At 53.3% G+C, this 18,691-nt stretch carries 19 protein-coding genes; 15 read left to right on the top strand and 4 right to left on the bottom strand.

Annotated elements, in window-relative coordinates:
• Window positions 1-96: 96 nt before the first annotated feature.
• The 12 genes from K7H08_RS07725 (at window position 97) to lpxL (ending at window position 10,741) form a co-directional block, all read left to right on the top strand.
• Window positions 97-1,245: a GNAT family N-acetyltransferase gene (locus K7H08_RS07725; RefSeq protein WP_038477675.1), complete on the top strand. Its 1,149-nt coding sequence runs from the start codon at window positions 97-99 to the stop codon at window positions 1,243-1,245.
• A gap of 100 nt (window positions 1,246-1,345) precedes the next feature.
• Entirely contained in the window at window positions 1,346-1,699 is a 354-nt protein-coding gene (ftsB, locus tag K7H08_RS07720) for a cell division protein FtsB (RefSeq protein ID WP_038477672.1), read from the top strand.
• Window positions 1,696-2,412 carry a 2-C-methyl-D-erythritol 4-phosphate cytidylyltransferase gene (gene ispD, locus K7H08_RS07715; RefSeq protein ID WP_231657624.1) on the top strand — a complete coding sequence of 239 codons (717 nt, stop codon included), beginning with the start codon at window positions 1,696-1,698 and terminating at the stop codon, window positions 2,410-2,412. Before ftsB ends, ispD begins: the two co-directional genes overlap by 4 nt.
• Complete coding sequence (ispF, locus tag K7H08_RS07710; protein WP_038477666.1) at window positions 2,412-2,900, top strand: 2-C-methyl-D-erythritol 2,4-cyclodiphosphate synthase; 489 nt, start codon at window positions 2,412-2,414, stop codon at window positions 2,898-2,900. The genes ispD and ispF overlap by 1 nt, the downstream gene beginning before the upstream one ends.
• A complete protein-coding gene (truD, locus tag K7H08_RS07705) occupies window positions 2,893-3,933 on the top strand; it encodes a tRNA pseudouridine(13) synthase TruD (protein WP_231657623.1) in 1,041 nt (346 codons plus the stop codon). Before ispF ends, truD begins: the two co-directional genes overlap by 8 nt.
• Window positions 3,934-3,983: 50 nt before the next feature.
• Entirely contained in the window at window positions 3,984-4,730 is a 747-nt protein-coding gene (gene surE / locus K7H08_RS07700) for a 5'/3'-nucleotidase SurE (protein ID WP_038477660.1), read from the top strand.
• A complete protein-coding gene (locus tag K7H08_RS07695; RefSeq protein WP_038477657.1) occupies window positions 4,717-5,394 on the top strand; it encodes a protein-L-isoaspartate(D-aspartate) O-methyltransferase in 678 nt (225 codons plus the stop codon). The genes surE and K7H08_RS07695 overlap by 14 nt, the downstream gene beginning before the upstream one ends.
• Window positions 5,391-6,362, top strand: coding sequence for a DUF368 domain-containing protein (locus tag K7H08_RS07690; protein WP_038477654.1), 972 nt, complete (start codon window positions 5,391-5,393; stop codon window positions 6,360-6,362). Before K7H08_RS07695 ends, K7H08_RS07690 begins: the two co-directional genes overlap by 4 nt.
• A gap of 7 nt (window positions 6,363-6,369) precedes the next feature.
• Window positions 6,370-7,467, top strand: coding sequence for a peptidoglycan DD-metalloendopeptidase family protein (locus K7H08_RS07685; RefSeq protein WP_231657622.1), 1,098 nt, complete (start codon window positions 6,370-6,372; stop codon window positions 7,465-7,467).
• Window positions 7,468-7,621: 154 nt separating this feature from the next.
• Window positions 7,622-8,593: an RNA polymerase sigma factor RpoS gene (gene rpoS / locus K7H08_RS07680; RefSeq protein ID WP_038477648.1), complete on the top strand. Its 972-nt coding sequence runs from the start codon at window positions 7,622-7,624 to the stop codon at window positions 8,591-8,593.
• Window positions 8,594-8,713: 120 nt separating this feature from the next.
• Window positions 8,714-9,814 carry an alanine racemase gene (alr, locus tag K7H08_RS07675; protein ID WP_038477645.1) on the top strand — a complete coding sequence of 367 codons (1,101 nt, stop codon included), beginning with the start codon at window positions 8,714-8,716 and terminating at the stop codon, window positions 9,812-9,814.
• Window positions 9,815-9,826: 12 nt separating this feature from the next.
• Window positions 9,827-10,741 carry an LpxL/LpxP family Kdo(2)-lipid IV(A) lauroyl/palmitoleoyl acyltransferase gene (gene lpxL, locus K7H08_RS07670; protein ID WP_231657621.1) on the top strand — a complete coding sequence of 305 codons (915 nt, stop codon included), beginning with the start codon at window positions 9,827-9,829 and terminating at the stop codon, window positions 10,739-10,741.
• A gap of 73 nt (window positions 10,742-10,814) precedes the next feature.
• Here lpxL and speD read toward each other — a convergent pair whose 3' ends face one another.
• From speD to K7H08_RS07650, 4 genes are all read right to left on the bottom strand, one after another.
• Window positions 10,815-11,609, bottom strand: a complete 795-nt coding sequence (gene speD / locus K7H08_RS07665) for an adenosylmethionine decarboxylase (RefSeq protein WP_030073826.1) — start codon at window positions 11,607-11,609, stop codon at window positions 10,815-10,817.
• A gap of 234 nt (window positions 11,610-11,843) precedes the next feature.
• Complete coding sequence (locus K7H08_RS07660; RefSeq protein WP_038477634.1) at window positions 11,844-12,263, bottom strand: OsmC family protein; 420 nt, start codon at window positions 12,261-12,263, stop codon at window positions 11,844-11,846.
• 70 nt (window positions 12,264-12,333) lie between these two features.
• Entirely contained in the window at window positions 12,334-13,011 is a 678-nt protein-coding gene (gene murU / locus K7H08_RS07655) for an N-acetylmuramate alpha-1-phosphate uridylyltransferase MurU (RefSeq protein WP_231657620.1), read from the bottom strand.
• The gene (locus K7H08_RS07650) at window positions 13,008-14,018 is read right to left on the bottom strand and encodes an aminoglycoside phosphotransferase family protein (RefSeq protein WP_231657619.1); all 1,011 of its coding nucleotides are present in this window, start codon (window positions 14,016-14,018) and stop codon (window positions 13,008-13,010) included. Before K7H08_RS07650 ends, murU begins: the two co-directional genes overlap by 4 nt.
• 70 nt (window positions 14,019-14,088) lie before the next feature.
• On the opposite strand from K7H08_RS07650, the gene K7H08_RS07645 reads away from it, so the two are divergent.
• Genes K7H08_RS07645 through pdxA form a run of 3 tightly spaced genes read left to right on the top strand, consistent with a single transcriptional unit; the run spans window position 14,089 to window position 18,675 of the window.
• Entirely contained in the window at window positions 14,089-16,536 is a 2,448-nt protein-coding gene (locus K7H08_RS07645; RefSeq protein WP_231657618.1) for an LPS-assembly protein LptD, read from the top strand.
• A 39-nt stretch (window positions 16,537-16,575) separates the two neighbouring features.
• On the top strand, window positions 16,576-17,613 hold the full coding sequence (locus K7H08_RS07640) for a peptidylprolyl isomerase (RefSeq protein WP_231657617.1): 1,038 nt from the start codon (window positions 16,576-16,578) through the stop codon (window positions 17,611-17,613).
• Between the two features lie 12 nt (window positions 17,614-17,625).
• Window positions 17,626-18,675, top strand: a complete 1,050-nt coding sequence (gene pdxA, locus K7H08_RS07635; RefSeq protein ID WP_231657616.1) for a 4-hydroxythreonine-4-phosphate dehydrogenase PdxA — start codon at window positions 17,626-17,628, stop codon at window positions 18,673-18,675.
• The last annotated feature ends 16 nt before the right edge of the window (window positions 18,676-18,691 follow it).

Here is an 18,691-nt window from a genome sequence, read left to right as displayed (position 1 = left end):
CCAAATAGAAATGACAGCATCAACAAAAGTACTGATAGCCTAGTTGGTGGTAAGGTCACACTTTCACCATTTAAACGATATGCCTCGGGAGGCATCATGCTTTCGCGCTCACTGTCATGCATTATGCTACCTGCTATCGACGCAGTGGATGCCGCCCAATGGGACGCACTGGTGAGTAGCGACCAGCCTTTCCTACGACACGCGTTTTTGCATGCATTAGAAAGCAGCGGCTCTGTCTGCGAGGCGACCGGCTGGGAGCCTTGCCATCTGTGCGTATGGCAAGATAGCCGCTTAGTGGGCGCGTTGCCCATGTATCGCAAACACCACTCTTACGGTGAGTATGTGTTTGATTGGGGATGGGCCGATGCACTGGAGCGAGCAGGTGGCCATTATTACCCCAAGGCATTAAGTGCCATTCCTTTTACCCCGGTGCCTGGTACGCGTACTTTAATTGCCGATGATGCCAACGCGGAGGATGTTCGCGGGTTATTAGCAGCGACGTGGCAAACCCATTGTGAAGAACAAGCGTTATCGAGTTGGCACCTCCTGTTTGCACAAGATGACGAAGTGGATGCCTGGCAGCGCCAGTTTCCAGCGTTAATTGCGCGAGAAGGCGTTCAGTTCCAGTGGCGAGATCGCACCTTTGGTGATTTTGAAGGCTTCCTGGCGAGCCTTACGTCGAAGCGTCGCAAAATGATTAAACGTGAGCGTCGCTTGGTCGCCGAGCAAGGCTTTACGCTACGGCGTTTAGAGGGCGAGGCGATTACTCAAGAAGCGATGGCACACTTCTTTCGCTGCTACACGATCACATACCACGAGCGGGGACGGCCTCCCTACTTAAATGACGTTTTTTTCGAGCGATTACGTCATGCGATGCCTGAGGCGCTTGTATTGGTTCAGGCGCTGCTGGATGGCCAGCCTGTTGCAGCGGCTCTCTATTTTCGTGGCAATAGCACTTTATACGGCCGCTATTGGGGAAGTGAGGTGGTTGCCGACTGTCTTCATTTCGAAGCCTGCTACTACCAAGGCATTGAATTTTGTCTGGAAAAGGGGCTCTCTTTGTTCGACCCCGGTACTCAAGGAGAGCACAAACTGGTGCGTGGTTTTGCGCCCCAGCGGGTACGTTCGCTGCACTATCTTGTACACCCAGGCCTAGCGGCTGGAGTCGCCCAATTTTGCCAAGAAGAGGGGGCCCATATCAGCGCCTATCGAGAGGCAGCGGCCGACGCATTACCGTTCAAATGAAAATCGCTTTATAAAGCCAGCTATATAAAGCGTGACTCGCTGGAAATAGCCCATGATGGCATAATGCGCCTCGTTCAGGCCTAAACAAAGGGATGCGGTGATGCATAAATGGCTAACGGTTGCGCTGCTTGCTGTATTGGGGCTTCTCCAATACCAACTTTGGCTAGGTAATGGTGGCTGGGAGGATTTGCAACTGGTAGAGGAGCGCGTTGCCGTTCAAGAGGCTGCCAATGTGCCGATGAGAGAGCGCAATGCTCGGTTAGCGGCTGAAGTTACCGACCTAAAAACCGGCCTGGATGCGATTGAAGAGCGTGCTCGTAGCGACATGGGCATGGTGCGTAGCGATGAGCAGTTTTTTTGGGTGCCGGGTGTTGCCATTGAAGCAGAGCTAGTGGGCATCAATGCGGGGCTAGTGACTCAGCCAAACTTGCCTAGCGAGGACACAAACGAATGAGTCATTCGTTGTGGCTAATCGTGCCCGCCGCTGGGCAAGGTAAGCGAATGGGCGCTGATAAGCCTAAGCAGTACCTGCCACTGGGCGAAAAGCCCATTCTTGCCCATACACTTAGTCGACTATACCGAGCCTTCCCCACTGCGCATCTTGTGCTGTGCCTGGATAGTGATGATCATTGGTTCAAGCCTGAATGGGTGCCATTTCCCCAGTGGCAACGGGTGGCGGGTGGCGCGGAGCGAATGGATAGTGTTTTAAATGCGCTGCACGCTATAAAAGCGCAAGAAAACGATATGGTGATGGTGCATGACGTCGCGCGCCCCTGCATTACATCATCTGATTTGCTGGCGCTTTATGACGCTGCTCAGCAGCACTCAAGTGGCGCACTCTTGGCGATGCCTGTTGCTGACACCATGAAACGGGCCAATGCCGAACAATTAAGCGCCGTGACAGAGCCTCGGGATCGGCTGTGGCACGCGTTAACACCTCAAGCTTTTCGTTATGCGCTTTTGCGGCGCGCCCTTGAATATGCTGTCGCTAATCACTGTGTGGTCACGGATGAAGCCTCGGCTGTTGAAGCGCTTGGTCAGGCACCCAGGCTGATTAGTGGGCGTCGTGATAATCTCAAGATCACCCATCCTGATGACCTTGCCCTTGCTGCCGCTATCATGGCGTCGCAAGTAGCCCAATCCTCTGAATCTGAAAGGAGTTGTTAATGCGAATTGGCCACGGATTTGACGTGCACCGATTTGGCGTTGGCGACCATTTGATGATTGGTGGCGTTAAGCTGCCTTTCGAACATGGTTTTGTTGCCCACTCGGATGGCGATGTGTTGCTGCATGCTATCAGTGACGCACTGCTAGGTGCCTGTGCGCTCGGTGATATCGGGCGGCATTTCCCCGACACCGACCCAGCATGGGCTGGCGCAGATAGTCGCCATTTATTGCGCCACGTGGTTCAACTGGTTCACGCAGAGGGCTTCTGTGTGGTTAACCTGGATGCTACGTTAATGGCGCAGGCGCCTAAAATGGCGCCGCATATTGATACGATGCGCGCTGTCATCGCTGAAGATTTAGGTATTAGCCTTGGGCAGGTCAATGTTAAAGCCACGACGACTGAACGGCTTGGGTTTACCGGGCGAGGCGAGGGTATCGCCGCTGAGGCAGTGGTGTTGATTGAACACCAAGAGGCGTTAAATGCTTAACTTACCCGCTTGGCAGCGCTGCTTAGATGCCGAGTTCGGTGCCCCTAGTCCAGGTTGCTATCGCGTTCAGCCAGAAGATTTTGTCGTCGACGAGCAGCTGGACTTTACGCCTGAAAATCATGGTGAGCACCTGTGGTTACGTCTTGAAAAGCGCCATCAAACCACGTTAGATGTGGTAAAAAGCGTCAGCCGCCTTTGTGGTGTCACACTTCGAGATGTGGGCTACTCCGGGATGAAGGATCGTGTCGCAGTGACGCGGCAGTGGTTAAGCGTGCATTTGCCCGGACGCGAGGCGCCAAGTGATTTGAGCGAATCATTAGCGGCAGTGGGTATTACGGTGTTGGCCCAGGCAAGGCATCCCCGAAAACTCAAACGCGGTGTCCATCGCACGAACCACTTTACCTTGCGGCTTAGTGGTGAAGCGCTTCAACATCCGAATTTTTTTGACCGCTGGGAGGCGCTTTGTCGCCACGGTGTGCCTAACTATTTTGGACCCCAGCGTTTTGGTCCTGAAGGGCGGAATTTACAGCGTGCAGAAGCTCTTCTAGCTAAAGGTTGGCGCAAGCGAGATGATCGCCAGGGAATGATGCTTTCCACTGCGCGTAGCTTCTTGTTTAACGAGTTGCTGAGCGAGCGTTTGACGGATGGAACGTGGTGCCAGCCGCTAGCGGGCGATATGCTCATGCTGGATGGCACACACAGTGTGTTTACCGTTGATGCCGTTGACGACGACTTGATCGGTCGTGCCGCTGCGCTTGATATTCATCCAACCGGTGCCCTGTGGGGCGTCGGGGAACTCGCCGAATATCAAGTAGCAGACTACGAAAAACGGCTGTTAGCGTGCCATCCAATGCTGTGCGAGGGATTGGTGAAAAGCGCTGTGAAACGCTCCCATCGGGCGCTGCGAGCAAGGTTAATTTCGCCTAGTATCGAGATATTACCGAATGCCGTGGTACTCTCATTTGCCTTACCACGGGGAAGTTTTGCCACGGCGGTGGTGAGTGAGTTAATTGCTCATCCGGATTTTGCTTAATGCGCTCAACGTGCGCTTATCTTTGCTAGGCATCCATAAAGGAGACGTTAATGCGGCGACTGCTGCTTTCCAATGACGATGGTGTCCATGCACCGGGCTTGCGGGCACTTCATGATGCGCTAGTCGCCCATGCGAATTTACGTGTGGTTGCTCCCGATCGAGACCGCAGCGGCGCCAGTAACTCGCTGACGCTTTCTCGTCCGCTCTCTTTAACCGCGTTAGATAATGGCTTTTATAGCGTAGACGGTACGCCTGCCGACTGTGTTTATCTGGGCGTGAACGGTGTCTGGGATGAGCGTCCTGACTTGGTGATTTCGGGGATTAATCACGGCAGCAATCTTGGCGATGACGTACTCTATTCAGGCACTGTGGCGGCTGCCATGGAAGGGCGCAATTTGGGTATGACTGCTATTGCCATGTCGCTGTGTGGTGAGCGCTATTTTTCGACGGCAGCGAAAGTGGCGGCCAGCTTAATCGGTGCTGCCGATCAGCTATCACTGCCACCTCGCACACTCTTGAATGTCAACGTGCCAGATGTTCCGTGGGAAGAAATTAAAGGCGTCAGAGTGACCCGCTTAGGCTATCGCGGACCAGCAGAGAAACCTGTTCCCGTAAAAGATCCGCGTGGTCGTACGCGCTTCTGGATAGCACCGGTTGCGGCTAACGCTGATGATGGTGAAGATACCGACTTCTCCGCTATCGAAGCAGGTTATGTATCAATTACGCCACTACAAACTGACTTAACGCGCCATCCCGCGCGCAGCGACGTGCAGGACTGGCTGGATGCTTTTGCCTGAGCTTTCGCCCAACGAACTGCGCGGACGAGGCATGACCTCTCAGCGGACTCGAGATCGCATGGTAGAGCGGCTTGAGCAGCAGGGTATTCAAGACGCGCGGGTGCTCGATATTATGGCAGTTGAGCCAAGGCACTTGTTCGTTGATGAAGCGCTGGCGCATCGTGCCTATGAAGACACTGCGCTGCCTATCGGTTTTGGTCAGACATTATCGCAACCATTGACGGTTGCGCGCATGACCGAGCTGGTGCTACGGGCTAATCCAAAGCGCGTGCTTGAAGTGGGGACCGGTTCGGGTTATCAAACGCTGATACTGTCTCGGCTGGTGCCAATGCTTTACTCGGTCGAACGTATTTATGCATTACATCAACGCGCTGCAGAGCGGCTTTGGCGGCTTGATGCCCCAGCAACGCTGGCAGTGGCTGATGGTGGTGAGGGGTGGCAAGAAGCTGCGCCTTTTGATGTGATTTTGTTAACCGCTTGTGCTCAAACGCTGCCAGAAGCTCTATTGGAGCAGCTTAGCCATGATGGTGTACTCATTGCTCCATTGGAAGAGCCTGACGGTAGCCAATGGCTCACCCAAATAAAGCGCATTGGTAGTGCCTTTGAAAAGCGTCGGCTCGAACCCGTGCGCTTTGTACCTCTATTGCAAGGAGTGGTGGATTGAAGCGTCGATTTGTAGAGCTGTTTTTAAAAGGCGCAGGGATGGGGGCAGCTGATGCGGTGCCCGGTGTTTCAGGTGGAACGATCGCATTTATTACCGGTATTTATGAGGAACTCATTAATACCATCAAACAGTTTGGCCCCGGCGCCTTCATCGCTTGGCGTCGTGGTGGTTGGCTAGCGCTGGCTCAGCATTTGAATTTGGCCTTTCTAGTGCCGCTGCTACTTGGCGTTGCGGTTAGCCTTTTCAGTGTGGCTCATATAGCGCTGTGGCTAATCGAAGCGCAGCCGCTGCTGATTGAGGGATTTTTCTTCGGCTTGGTGGCCGCGTCGGGGTTTGTTGTCGCCAAGGCGGGAAGAGGCTGGAAATTTTGGTATTTATTGCCGATGGTCGGCGGGCTGCTGTTGGCTAAGTCGCTGCCAGGTATGATGCCGCTGGTGTTACTTATTGGTAATGAAGCTTTGGTAGTCATGGTAGCTGGCTGTATTGCTATTAGCGCCATGCTGTTGCCAGGAGTGTCTGGTAGCTTCTTGCTGCTTACGATGGGGCTTTATGGCACCATTTTAGGGGCTATTCGAAGCTTTGATATCGGTATTATCATACTCTTTGGCATGGGGTGCGTTGTTGGTTTGGCGTTATTCTCGCGACTACTGTCGTGGCTTCTACGTCGCCATCATGATTCTACGCTACAGCTTTTGCTCGGGTTTATTGTTGGCTCGTTACCCGTGTTATGGCCGTGGAAAGAGCTGGTACGTTATCAGCTTGGCCCTGATGGACAAATGATCCCGTTGGCTCATCGTTATTTGTTGCCTAGTGACTATGCGGTATTGTCTGGTGCATCTGCACAAACGGTAGGCGTTGTGGCACTAATGGTGGTTGGCGCACTATTGGTGGTGTTATTAAACCGTCGCGCAGTGCACTATGCCGGACATAGATCAATAGGAAACGCGCGCGACGTTGAAAAGGAGTAGGGTTTCCATGCGTAAGGTTTTCATCATGTCAGTATTGGCGTTAGCGGTCAGCGGCTGCGCCAATCAGCAGCAAAACACCCCACAAGTGCGTGATTTAAGTGAAGCGCGCCGCGCGGTAGCAGACTCACCTCAATATACTGTTAAAACAGGCGATACCCTTTATGGCATCGCATGGCAGCATAATCTTGATTATCGTCAGTTGGCGCAAATCAACAATATTGATGCTCCTTATCAAATTTACCCAGGCCAAACCATTGCGCTGCGTGAAGGCGCGGCGGCATCAGGTAACCCGTCAGCAGGCTCCTCTGCCCCAGAGCGCCCTGCGTCGGGCGCTGTTGCAACAGGACTGAACCCTCAAGCGACTTCCGTGGCAAGTAACGATCAGCAGCTAGATTGGTTGCTGCCCGATGAGAGTGCGATTGAGCGTAACCAGCGTTTAACGGCTGAGCGGGCGGAACGTGCTGAGCAAGCTGCTGAGCAAGCGTCGGTGGCCGCCGCTCAGCAAGTGGCTGATAGCGCAAGTGCCGTTAACACCGAGGCGACGTCTACTGTTGAGGCGTCTCAGTCAGAGCCTACGAGTGAGCCGGAACCAACGCCTGAGCCTAAGCCAGCGCCCAAACCTGAACCAACCCCAGAACCTGAGCCAGCAGTGACCACTCCGCCTGCTGAGGCTGAGCAGCCGAGCCAAACCGCTCGCGTTGACCGCTCCTCACGCACGTTTACACCTGTTGATAATGTTAACTGGCAATGGCCAACATCAGGCCAGGTAACTGGAGAGTTTGGCCAGGGTGGCTCTATCACCGCTGGGATTGATATCGACGGTCAAAAGGGGCAACCTGTCAAGGCAGCAGGCCCTGGTATCGTTGTCTATGCGGGTAGCGGCGTACGTGGTTACGGTAACTTAATACTACTCAAACACAACGATCAGTATCTGAGTGCTTATGCGCATAACGATAGCTTAAGCGTTAAAGAAAATGATGTCGTTGAAGCAGGAGAAGTGATTGCCACGATGGGGGATAGCGATGCAGACAGTGTCAAACTGCACTTTGAAGTACGCCGTGATGGGCAGCCTCAAAATCCCTTGGACTATCTGCCGTCCCGTTAATCATTGCCAAGCGAACCTTTCAGTTGGTGTGATTGGGGTACCCGAATAGCTAGAGTTAGGGCGTCATATAACAAAAATGGTGTAAGTGCACAGGGAGTGCGGCCACCTTTACTTTTCTAAATGGCGGTTAGGCGAAATAACGGGGGATACTACCATGAGTATGCTGGAGAAGGATCTACAGGAGGTTGACCTGGACGCTGTTGAAGAGGCGCTGGATAGTGTCGATGATGTCTCCGCGGAGGAAGACGCCTTTGAAAAAGCGTTGAGCCGTGATGAGCGTCAATCGACTCAAAGCTTGGACGCGACACAAATCTATCTCAATGAAATTGGTTTTTCGCCGTTATTAACGCCGGAAGAAGAAGTCTACTATGGCCGTTTAGCGCGTAAAGGTGACCCGCTTGGACGGTCAAGGATGATCGAGTCTAACCTTCGCCTGGTCGTTAAAATTGCCAGGCGTTATCTTAATCGGGGGCTTACACTGCTTGATTTGATTGAGGAGGGTAACCTTGGGCTAATCCGAGCGGTGGAAAAGTTTGACCCTGAGCGAGGGTTCCGCTTTTCTACCTATGCCACGTGGTGGATTCGACAAACCATTGAGCGTGCGCTAATGAATCAAACGCGCACCATTCGTTTGCCGATCCATGTGGTTAAAGAGCTAAATATTTACCTGCGTGCAGCGCGTGAACTGACCCAAAAGCTTGATCATGAAGCAACAGCAGAAGAGATTGCCGATCATCTCGATAAACCAGTAGAAACGGTTAAGAAGATGCTTGGGCTTAATGAGCGCGTCTCCTCGGTAGATTACCCAATGGGTGGCGAAAGCGATAAGCCGTTAATCGACACGTTAACCGACGACGATGTGCTAGGGCCGGAGGCATGCTTAGTGGATGGCGATGTGCGTGAGCACGTAGACCACTGGTTGGATGAGCTAAGTGATAAGCAACGAGAGGTGGTTGTACGCCGCTTTGGTTTGCGAGGCCATGAGTCCGCTACATTGGAAGAAGTTGGTGCAGAAATTGGCTTAACTCGCGAACGTGTTAGGCAAATTCAAGTAGAAGCACTAAAGAAACTGCGCCGCTCATTGGAAAAACAGGGCCTTTCCCTTAACGCTATTTTCGAGAGCTAATCGCGGTAAGCTGTTGTGTCATACCGACCATAACGCACCGAGTTCATTGCTCGGTGCGTTGTTTTTGACGCCCATTGGTTGATCAACCGTTAACTATTGACTGTGTAAGTGAGAAACGTGATGCGCCCCTTGGTGGCCCATATTGATTTAGACGCCTTGCGTCATAACTATCAACTAGCGTGCCGCTGCGCGCCCCAAAGTCGCTCGGTAGCCGTTATTAAAGCGGATGCTTATGGTCACGGTGCGCTTGAGTGCGCGCGTGCTCTAGAAGCTGATGTGCCCGCATTTGCTGTCGCTTGCATAGAAGAAGCGATTAGCCTGCGTGAAGGGGGAATTAAAAAACCTATTGTATTGCTGGAAGGTATTTTTACCGCTGACGAGCTGGCGCTCGTTGATCAGCACAATTTTTGGATCAGCGTTCACAGTGAGTGGCAGGTAGCGGCCTTATTGGCTTTTTCACCCCGTCAACCTATTCCGGTATGGATGAAAGTGGATTCCGGTATGCATCGTTTAGGCTTTTCTCTAGACGAGGCACCTGATGTTTGGCAGCGGTTAGCTAGCGCACCACAGGTGACAGCGCTGCATTTGATGAGCCACTTTGCGACAGCAGATGCACGTGAGGGCAGCTACTTTAATCAGCAAATGGCCGCTTTAACGACATTGGCAGAAGCGCTTGATGCGCCCCTATGCTTAGCAAACTCCCCGGCAACACTGGCATGGCCAATCGCCCATGGCGACTGGAATCGCCCTGGTGTCATGCTGTATGGCAGTGACCCGCTGGAAGACGCCAATGAGATCACCCGGCAACTGCGCCCGGTGATGAGCTTACGTTCCGAAATTATTGCCCTTCGTGAACTAGAGGAAGGCGAGCCTGTTGGCTACGGTGGCCGTTGGCGCGCATCTCGGCGTTCTAAAATTGCCGTCGTTGCGGCAGGTTATGGTGATGGTTATGATCGCCACGCCATAGACGGCACCCCGGTGTTAGTGAATGGCCAGCGCTGTGCGATTGCCGGCAAGGTCTCAATGGACATGCTAACCGTAGATGTCACCGACGTGTCGGGGGCTGCTATCGGTAGTGAGGTGGTGCTGTGGGGAGCCGCTAGCAACGGTGCCGTGTTGTCCATTGATGAGGTAGCACGCTATTGCGATACCATCAGCTATACCCTGTTAACGGGAGTGCTGCCAAGAGCGCCGCGCCGCTACCATGGGGCCTTCGCTTAAACGGTTATCAGTATGTCTAAAAGTACGTATCCGCGCTCTTTCGCGCATCCCCGTTATTGGTCAACGTGGCTGGCTATTGGAGCAATGTATGTCGTTGCTTGGTTGCCCTGGCGGCTTAAGCTGTGGGTTGGGAAAATAATTGGCCTGTTGGCGTGGCGCTTTGCGAAACGTCGTCGTCATATCACTGCGACCAATATTGCACTCTGTTTCCCTGAAAAAAGTGTCGATGAGCAGCGCCGCTTGGTAAAAGAGGTTTTTATTGCGAACGGTATTGGCTTAGTGGAAACAGCCACTGGTTGGTGTCGTGACGCAGAAGGGTTACGGCACCGGGTGGCCTATCATGGCCAAGAGCATCTCGCACGGGCTAAAGCGCAAGGCAAGGGCGTACTGGTGGTGGGAATTCACTTCTCCACACTGGATTTAGGGGGGGCGCTGCATTCGCTATTTTTCCCTGCTGATGTAGTTTATCGCCCGCACAACAACCCGCTTTTTGAGCGTTTCATGACCCGTGCCCGCTCACGTATTTTTGGCCAAGCGATTGATCGGCATGACTTGCGTGGTGTTGTGCGCAGGATTAAAGCAGGTCACATAGTGTGGTATTCACCGGATCAGGATTTTGGTCGCGATGTTAGCGTGTTTGCGCCACTGTTCGGCCAGCAAGCCGCTACGATTAGGCTGACCGCAAAAATCGCCCGAATGACGGGCGCGCCGGTGGTGCCATTGATGTTCCACCGCAATCCTGACAACCAGACATATACCATTACCTGCCTGCCCGCGCTTGATAACTTCCCAAGCGGTGATGAAATGGCCGACGCTACTCGGGTAAATGAATTTATCGAACAAGCTATTCGTAAGTATCCTGAGCAGTACTTATGGCTTCATAGGCGCTTTAAAACGCGTCCGGAAGGTGGGCCAAGCGTTTACTAGCGACATCCGTTAACAAAAAAAAGCCGTTCTGCTTAGTAGCAAAACGGCTTTTCGTTAACGTTGAAAGCAGGCGTTAGTCCAGGTTTCGAGAGTAGAAAATCTCTAGCATTTCTTTGCGCAGACGGCTTTCAATGTCCCGTGCTTCTTCGAATGTAATGTCGCGGCGCGATGTGCCGAACAGATAGTTATCAAGTTCGAAGTCTTTCAGCAGCATTTTGGTGTGGAACATGTTCTCTTGATAAACATTCACATCGATCATCTGATAGGCGTGCTTGGTATCTTCTGCCAAGTAGTCCTGGATCGAGGTAATGTCGTGATCAATAAACAGCTTTTTACCATCGACATCGCGGGTAAAGCCACGAACCCGATAATCCATGGTGACAATGTCAGAGTCGAAACTGTGAATTAGGTAGTTCAGTGCTTTCAATGGACTGATGTGTCCACAAGTAGACACATCAATATCCAATCGAAAGGTGCTAATACCGTTGTCAGGATGCGACTCAGGATAGCTGTGCACTGTCACGTGGCTTTTATCAAGATGTGCCACGACTGTTTCAGGTAGCGGCCCAGGGCCTGGTTCAGTTTGCTCTGGGTTTGCTTCATCCAGCTCGTGTTCAGCAATCAGGATCGTAACGCTGGCCCCATGGGGCTCATAGTCTTGACGAGCAATATTGAGCACATGAGCGCCGATAATATTGGTGACGTCTTTTAGAATCTGCGTCAAACGTTCGGCGTTGTAAAGCTCATCGATATAATCAATGTAAGCCGCACGCTGCTCTTCGGTCTTGGCGTAACAGATGTCGTAAATGTTAAAGCTCAACGAGCTAGTCAGGTTATTAAACCCGTGGAGTCGGAGATTATCTGACACGTCCGAACCTCCCTATGGCAGATGAAGACACCCCGACGAGCCAGCGCCGGAACCGATAGTAACTTGTCACCGTGATGCTGTAGTCGCTTTCTGCAAAGCGGCTGTTTGCTACGCAGTAGGGGTAAAAACAAGCGAGCGTATTATGCCCGCCAAGCGCATGGTATGCATCCAGCCGCGCTATTTTTTTTAATACATATGTCGTTGATACATGAGAAAGATGGCGCTCCGAGTAGTTCAAGCGTCGACAATCTCAAAAGAGTGGGTAATCTCAACGCCGCCTTGTGTCAGCATAATAGATGCGCTGCAGTACTTCTCTGCGGAGAGCTCAACCGCACGCTGTACTTGCTTTTCTTTTAAGTTTCGGCCAGTCACAACAAAGTGTACGTGGATTTTGGTAAACACGGAGGGCACTTCATCAGCGCGCTCTGCGTCAAGCTCCGCGATACAGTCGGTGACATCAGCGCGGGCTTTATCAAGAATATTCAAGATGTCAAAGGCGGTGCAGCTGCCCATACCCATCAGCAGCATTTCCATTGGGCGGGGGCCGGTGTTGCGGCCGCCATGATCAGGAGGGCCGTCGATAACGACGCTGTGCCCACTACCGGACTCTGCTACAAATTGGCGACCATCTGTCCATTTTACCCGTGCTTTCACGTCGCTCTCCTCATCTAGGCACCTATAGGTAGTTGCGAAGCATAACATTTCTAGCGATAGACGCACTTTTTCATCGCTTGCTGATCTGTTGCGCCAAAAGGTGATGTTCAAGAACCTCAAGGCGCTCTGGAGTTCCTACATCTACCCAGTGGCCTGAAAAGTGTTCACCACTGACCCGCTTGTCTGCCATTGCCTGCTTAAGCAGCGGTGCCAGGGCAAATGCCCCAGGCGCCTGATCGGCAAGAAGATCCGGGTGCAGCAGGCTAATGCCTGCAAAGGTAAGACGCTGAGGGCCTTCCATTCCAACGCGCCCGTTGATAAGGGAAAAATCACCTGTAGGGTGGTGGGAAGGGTTATCTACTAGCACAAGATGGGCGATGTCACTTCCCTGTAGCAGTGATTCTGAGGGAATGTAATCGCACCAGACATCCCCATTGACCAGCAGAAACGGGGCATCACCAAGCAGGGGGAGTGCCTTTTGAATGCCTCCGCCGGTTTCTAAAGGTGTCTCTTCATGGCTCCAAAGAATCCGTAACTGGTAGTCGTTTCCATCACCTAGTGCTGCCATGATCTGCTCTGCGCGATAGCTCACGTTGATGACCACCTCATCAATGCCTGCACGCTTGAGCCGTTCGAGATGGTGCACAATAAGTGGCTTATCGCCTACTGGTAACAGTGGTTTTGGGCAGTGGTCGGTAAGTGGCCGCATCCGTTTGCCAAGTCCCGCGGCTAAAATCATCGCTTTCATAATGTGCTTTCTGCTAAACGTAGGGCAATGGCGGGGCGCAGTGTGCCACTTACCCATTCAGCAAACTCGCTGTGCTGGGGCAGCGCGGTTAGGCTATCTTCTAAATGCGCTAAAAAATGCGGCAGGCGTGATAAATAGCCTTGTTTGGCATCGCGAAGCGTTAAGCGGCAAAAAATTCCCAGCACTTTTAGCGAGCGTTGAGCGGCCATGGCTTGGCATTGGATAAGAAATTCATCATTGCTGACATGGCTAGGGAGACGCCCATCTTGACGCGCTTGTCGATAGAACGAGTCGACAAACTGCATAAACTGCGCCTGAGAAAAGCGGCAGTAGCGACCGCGCAGTAAGGAAATAACGTCGTAACTGATTGGCCCTGCCACTGCGTCTTGAAAGTCAATCATGTAAAGCTGCTGGTTGTGCACCATGATATTCATCGCATCGTAATCACGATGTACGCTGACGACGGGTTGATTGAGGGCTTGCTCAACGAGGTGGCCACGCAGCGCATCCCAACTGGCTGGCGTTGATAACGACAGCCAATTGTTTAAACACCACTCAGGAAAAAGGTCGAGTTCTCGGTTCAGCAGCGTCGAATCATAAGGCGGCAGCGCGGCAGGGTTGGCGTGGTTTTGTAACTTGGCCAGTAACGACAGTGCATCCAAATGACTCTGTTGAATGCGCGCTTCATCAGTGAATAGCGCTTGTAAAGGGGTATCCCCAAGGTCATCAAGCAGCAAAAAACCCGCGTCGAGATCGGCGGCGTAAATATGCGGAACGGGCAGTTTTGCCGCGTACCAGCGCTTTCCGATAGCGACGAACGGCGTTGAGTCTTCCTGGGTAGGGGGGGCATCCATTACTATGCGAGTGCTGCCACAGGGCAGTGTCAGCCGGAAATATCGCCGGAAACTTGCGTCACCGCCCGCTGGGGAAAGGCGGATAGCGGCGCTGTTTAGGCCATTTTGTTCAGCCGCCCACTGGGTGAGGGCGTCAATCCTAGAAGAGGACATGCAAGCTCCTTGCTGGTCGGGCATCATGCGGGCTGTATAATACCGATTCTGGATGCCAAGGATAACGAACATGGGCAAGCGAATCTCGCGTACCGTACCGGTTGCGCACACGCTGTTGGGCAGTTTGCTCGCTGGCGCCTCATTTTCAGCGGTGGCACAAGGCCAGGCGCTGCCTGCCGAGGCGCTTGACTGGCAGGCCTGGAGCCAAGATGAAGCACCGCATCAGCTGTGCCGAGGGCGATATGTGATGCCTGACTACCGCTTGCCAGCGGTGGATAACCCCGAAACGTTGTCGGTGGAGACTCAGGAAGTCGATTACGCCGCAGATGGGGAAGCGTTGTTGCGCGGTGATGTTGTACTGCGTCGTGGAAACACAGAGCTACAGGCGGCGCAGATGTATTTACCCGCCGACCGCCAACGCGTAGATGCAGAAGGCAATCTCGCCATACGAGATGGTCAGGCGCTGGTGCGCGGCGAGCAAGCCACGTTAATGCTGAACGATGACCGAGCCTCGTTACGTAACAGCCATTATGTGCTCTACGAACAACATTTACGCGGTCAGGCCAGTCAATTAGAGCAAACCGGTGAAGAGCAATATCGTCTACGCAATGCTTCATTTACGACGTGTGATCCAGGTGCCAATAGCTGGCAACTCGTTAGTAGCGATATAAAGCTGAATCAAGCAAAAGGGTTTGGTACCGCACGGCACGCACGTTTAGAAGTAAAAGACGTGCCGATTTTTTACTGGCCTTGGCTACGTTTCCCCATTGATGACCGCCGTCATACAGGATTGCTGTCACCTTCTATTAGCTTTTCCAATGAGGGATTTGACTATGCGCAGCCCTTTTACTGGAACATAGCGCCAAATCAAGATGCCACCATTACACCGCGCTGGATGTCTGACCGTGGGCTGCTGCTCAATGGTGAGTATCGCTATCTGCTTGAAGAGAGTAGAGGGACGGTAGAAGGCGGATATATCAATAGTGATGACGGCAGTGAAAATGGTGATAACCGCTTTGAAGGTAATGATCGCTGGTATATTGATGCACAGCATGCAGGAACGCTGACGCCACGCAGTGATTACCAATTGCGCTATGGTGCCGCCAGTGATGGTCGCTATTTCGATGATTTTGGTGGTGAGTTTGGCAATAGTGAACGCGTTAGTATGGAGCGGCTGGCTCAGTTAGATTACCGCGGTGAGCGTTGGCAGTTAGATGCCCGTGCCCAGGGTTTTCAGCGGTTGGAAGACCCGCTGAGTGATTCCGATAAGCCATTTTATCGCCTACCAAGTTTGACAGCGAACTCTGACTGGCAGTTAGGCGGCGGTCTCTATACGCAATGGCGCTCTAACGCGACCTATTTCTGGCGTGATGTAGACGAGCGACAGGTGCCTGAGCGCGAAGCTGCCATCGGCACGCGCCTGCATCTCACGCCGGCTATCGGTTGGCGTTTTGAGCAACCTTGGGGCTATATCGAGCCGCGTACCGAATTATGGCATACCGCTTATGAGTTGGATTATGGCGATCGCGTCACTGATCGTGGCACGTCTCCCAGCCGTAGTGCGGCGGTCACATCAATAGATAGTGGCCTGGTGTTTGAGCGTGAATTAGAGCTGCGCGGACGAGACTATCGCCAAACCCTTGAGCCACGTTTGAACTACGCATACGTCCCACGTACTAACCAAACACAGCTGCCTGATTTTGACAGCCGCGAGCGAGCGTTCTCGTGGGATCAGCTATGGTCTCCTTATCGTTTCTCAGGCGCAGATCGTTTAGGTGATCTCAATCGCGTGTCGCTTGGCGTACAATCTCGCTTTATTGAAGACGCCTCTGGGCAGGATCGGTTAACGCTTGGCGTTGGACAAAGTGTTTATTTATCCGAGCGTCGCATCGATAGTGAAGGCGATCCAGACACATTGCCTGCTCGTCCAGAGGATGATCCAAGTGTGAATCCGCTTAGCCGCTATCAAGCCACTCGCGACCGCTCTCCGTTGGTGACGCGGCTTGATTGGCAGATAAATGATCGGTGGAGTGCGGGTTATGAATGGTTATACGACGACCAGCGTGAACAGACCGAACGCTCTAGCGTTGATGCGCGTTATCGCCATCCCGCTGGCCACGTAGTGAACCTTGGTTACCGTTGGGAGATCGAAGGTTTCGATCCAGGCGTCGTACCCGGCGATGACGGCTTTAGAGATTACAGCCGAGAAGAGTGGGATCTGTCACTTGCTTGGAAAGCCAGCCCGAGGATTGATTTGATTGGTCGCTATCTGCACGATCAAACCAATGACCGCGCGCTTGAACGGTTGGCAGGTGTTCAATGGAACGACTGCTGCTACGGCTTACAGCTAGTATGGCGTGAGTGGGTAGACGATAACGACACCGCCCGCGTGGGTGATGACTTTAATGATCGCGGGCTATTTTTACGCTTTGTATTCCGTGGTCTTGGTGGCGTTGGTCAAGAGGCTGACGGCTACTTTGAACAGGCCATTCCTGGCTACCGCCCAACGCCGCTGTAACGATTTTGTTAAATGGCGACTGACTGAAAGAGATTCTTTATGACTACCAGAATGACCCTGCTGACCGATGGCTTGAAAAATCGGGCAAAACTGCTTTCTGCGGGCGGCATGATGGCGCTCTGTCTTGGAACGAGTGCTGCGCTTGTGCCGCTATCGGTTCACGCACAAAATTTCGAATCAACCCAGCGGCAAATGTTGGATAGTGTTGTGGCTGTCGTTAATGACGGCGTCATCATGCGCAGTGAGCTTGATGACCGCATTGCCCAGGTAGAGCAGCAGGCGCAAACCCAGGACGGTAACTTACCGCCTCGTAGCCAACTGGCTCAGCAGGTACTAGAGCGCATGGTGATGGATGAAATCCAACTGCAAATGGCTCGCCAAGCCAATCTTAGCGTGGACGACACGGAGCTAAATCGCCAGTTGCGCTCCATTGCTGAGTCTAACGGCATGACGCTAGAACAGTTTGCCGATGCCGTAGAGGCGGATGGCATGACCCTGGGTGGCGTACGTGAAGAAATACGCCGCGAAATGCTGATGCGCCAAGTACAGCAGCGCCAAATTAGTCAACGCGTCACTGTGACTGATCGTGACGTTGAACGCTTCTTGAGCCAGCAGCCATCTCAGCAGGGTCAGGCGTTCATTGAAGAAGTACGTGCCCGCCACGTGTTGGTAGAGTTAACGCCAACGCGCAATGAAGATCAGGCTCGTGCCCGCGCTGAGCAGGCTCGCCAGCGTTTACAGCAGGGGGCAGACTTTGCGTCCGTCGCTCGTGAGTTTAGCGACGACCGTGGCAGTGCCATGAATGGCGGCGAGCTTGGTTGGGTGCGTCCAGGACAAACGGTGCCAGCCTTCGAAGAGGCGATGGGGTCGTTGAGTACTAACCAGCTATCTGAGCCAGTGCGCTCCCAGTTTGGCTACCACGTCATTGAAGTGCTAGAGCGTCGCCGTCAGGATGTGACGGATGAAAGTCGCCGTGAGCAGGTTCGTCAGGCCATTTTCCAGCGTCGTGCTAACGAAGAGCTACAGACGTGGCAGCGTGAAATGCGTGAACAGGCTTTTGTCGATATTCGCCTTTAATGAGCCAATCTAATGAGCAATAGTGCGCCACTGCTGATAACTACCGGAGAGCCAGCGGGCATCGGGCCAGAAATCACGCTGATGCTGGCCGCCAATGGCCAATTGAATAATACGGTGGCTATTGGCGATACGCAGTTGCTAAAACAGCGTGCATCGCTGCTGGGGCTTCATCTTGATGTGATAGAAGCAGCCCCTGGGAGCGGGGCTACTTCCTCGCCAGGGCATTTGGTTGTGTGGCCCGCGGCACTTCGCGAACCAGCGCTCCCAGGCGTGCTCAATCCTGCTAATGCAGGCTATGTGCTAGAGACGTTGCAAATCGCTGTAGACGCCTGTCAGCAGGGGCATGCAGCGGCCATGGTCACTGCACCGCTTCATAAAGGGGTGATTATCGAAGGCGGCTTTCCTGGCTTCACTGGCCACACCGAATGGCTGCGCGATGCCTGTGGGGTTGATGAGGTCGTGATGTTGTTGGCTACCGACCAGGCGCTGCATGCCCAGTCGAGCCGTTGGCAGGGTAACAGTGACCTACGCGTCGCACTTGTTACCACACACCTACCGCTGCGTGACGTGGCGGATGCGGTTACCTACGACAAAATTACCCGTATTAGCCGTTTGCTTGCGACTGATCTGAAAAACCAGTTTGGGATTGCCGCTCCGCGCATTGCGGTGTGTGGGTTAAACCCTCATGCCGGAGAAGATGGCCATTTAGGGCGCGAAGAACTCGATGTTATTATCCCCGCGCTGAAAGCGCTGCGCGCTGAAGGCCTTGATGTTCAAGGCCCGCTGCCAGCGGATACGCTTTTCACCCCGCGCCATTTAGCGGGCGTTGATGCGGTGCTGGCGATGTATCATGACCAGGGGCTGGCAGTGTTAAAATACGCAGGCTTTGGTCAGGCGGCGAATATTACACTTGGCTTGCCGCTGGTGCGTACTTCGGTAGACCACGGTACCGCGCTCAGTTTAGCCGGTCGCGGCACTGCCGACCCCAATAGCTTAGGCGTTGCCCTAGCGCTAGCAAAGCGACTTTCCGCGCAGCGCGCCAATGGCTTAAATGCTTTATGAATCAACCCTCCAAGGA

This window comes from Halomonas sp. IOP_6 (assembly GCF_021151565.1).
Classification (GTDB): Bacteria; Pseudomonadota; Gammaproteobacteria; order Pseudomonadales; family Halomonadaceae; genus Vreelandella; species Vreelandella alkaliphila.
The sequence above is the reverse complement of the archived record's forward strand: the minus strand, read 5'-3'. Positions and strand labels throughout refer to the sequence as shown.

What these genes read in the sequence shown, in the direction of transcription:
- K7H08_RS07725 (WP_038477675.1), top strand. Translation starts at nt 97, where the DNA reads ATGCTTTCGCGCTCACTGTCATGCATTATGCTACCTGCTATCGACGCA.
- ftsB (WP_038477672.1), top strand. Translation starts at nt 1,346, where the DNA reads ATGCATAAATGGCTAACGGTTGCGCTGCTTGCTGTATTGGGGCTTCTC.
- ispD (WP_231657624.1), top strand. Translation starts at nt 1,696, where the DNA reads ATGAGTCATTCGTTGTGGCTAATCGTGCCCGCCGCTGGGCAAGGTAAG.
- ispF (WP_038477666.1), top strand. Translation starts at nt 2,412, where the DNA reads ATGCGAATTGGCCACGGATTTGACGTGCACCGATTTGGCGTTGGCGAC.
- truD (WP_231657623.1), top strand. Translation starts at nt 2,893, where the DNA reads ATGCTTAACTTACCCGCTTGGCAGCGCTGCTTAGATGCCGAGTTCGGT.
- surE (WP_038477660.1), top strand. Translation starts at nt 3,984, where the DNA reads ATGCGGCGACTGCTGCTTTCCAATGACGATGGTGTCCATGCACCGGGC.
- K7H08_RS07695 (WP_038477657.1), top strand. Translation starts at nt 4,717, where the DNA reads ATGCTTTTGCCTGAGCTTTCGCCCAACGAACTGCGCGGACGAGGCATG.
- K7H08_RS07685 (WP_231657622.1), top strand. Translation starts at nt 6,370, where the DNA reads ATGCGTAAGGTTTTCATCATGTCAGTATTGGCGTTAGCGGTCAGCGGC.
- rpoS (WP_038477648.1), top strand. Translation starts at nt 7,622, where the DNA reads ATGAGTATGCTGGAGAAGGATCTACAGGAGGTTGACCTGGACGCTGTT.
- alr (WP_038477645.1), top strand. Translation starts at nt 8,714, where the DNA reads ATGCGCCCCTTGGTGGCCCATATTGATTTAGACGCCTTGCGTCATAAC.
- lpxL (WP_231657621.1), top strand. Translation starts at nt 9,827, where the DNA reads ATGTCTAAAAGTACGTATCCGCGCTCTTTCGCGCATCCCCGTTATTGG.
- murU (WP_231657620.1), bottom strand. Translation starts at nt 13,011, where the DNA reads ATGAAAGCGATGATTTTAGCCGCGGGACTTGGCAAACGGATGCGGCCA.
- K7H08_RS07650 (WP_231657619.1), bottom strand. Translation starts at nt 14,018, where the DNA reads ATGTCCTCTTCTAGGATTGACGCCCTCACCCAGTGGGCGGCTGAACAA.
- K7H08_RS07645 (WP_231657618.1), top strand. Translation starts at nt 14,089, where the DNA reads ATGGGCAAGCGAATCTCGCGTACCGTACCGGTTGCGCACACGCTGTTG.
- K7H08_RS07640 (WP_231657617.1), top strand. Translation starts at nt 16,576, where the DNA reads ATGACTACCAGAATGACCCTGCTGACCGATGGCTTGAAAAATCGGGCA.
- pdxA (WP_231657616.1), top strand. Translation starts at nt 17,626, where the DNA reads ATGAGCAATAGTGCGCCACTGCTGATAACTACCGGAGAGCCAGCGGGC.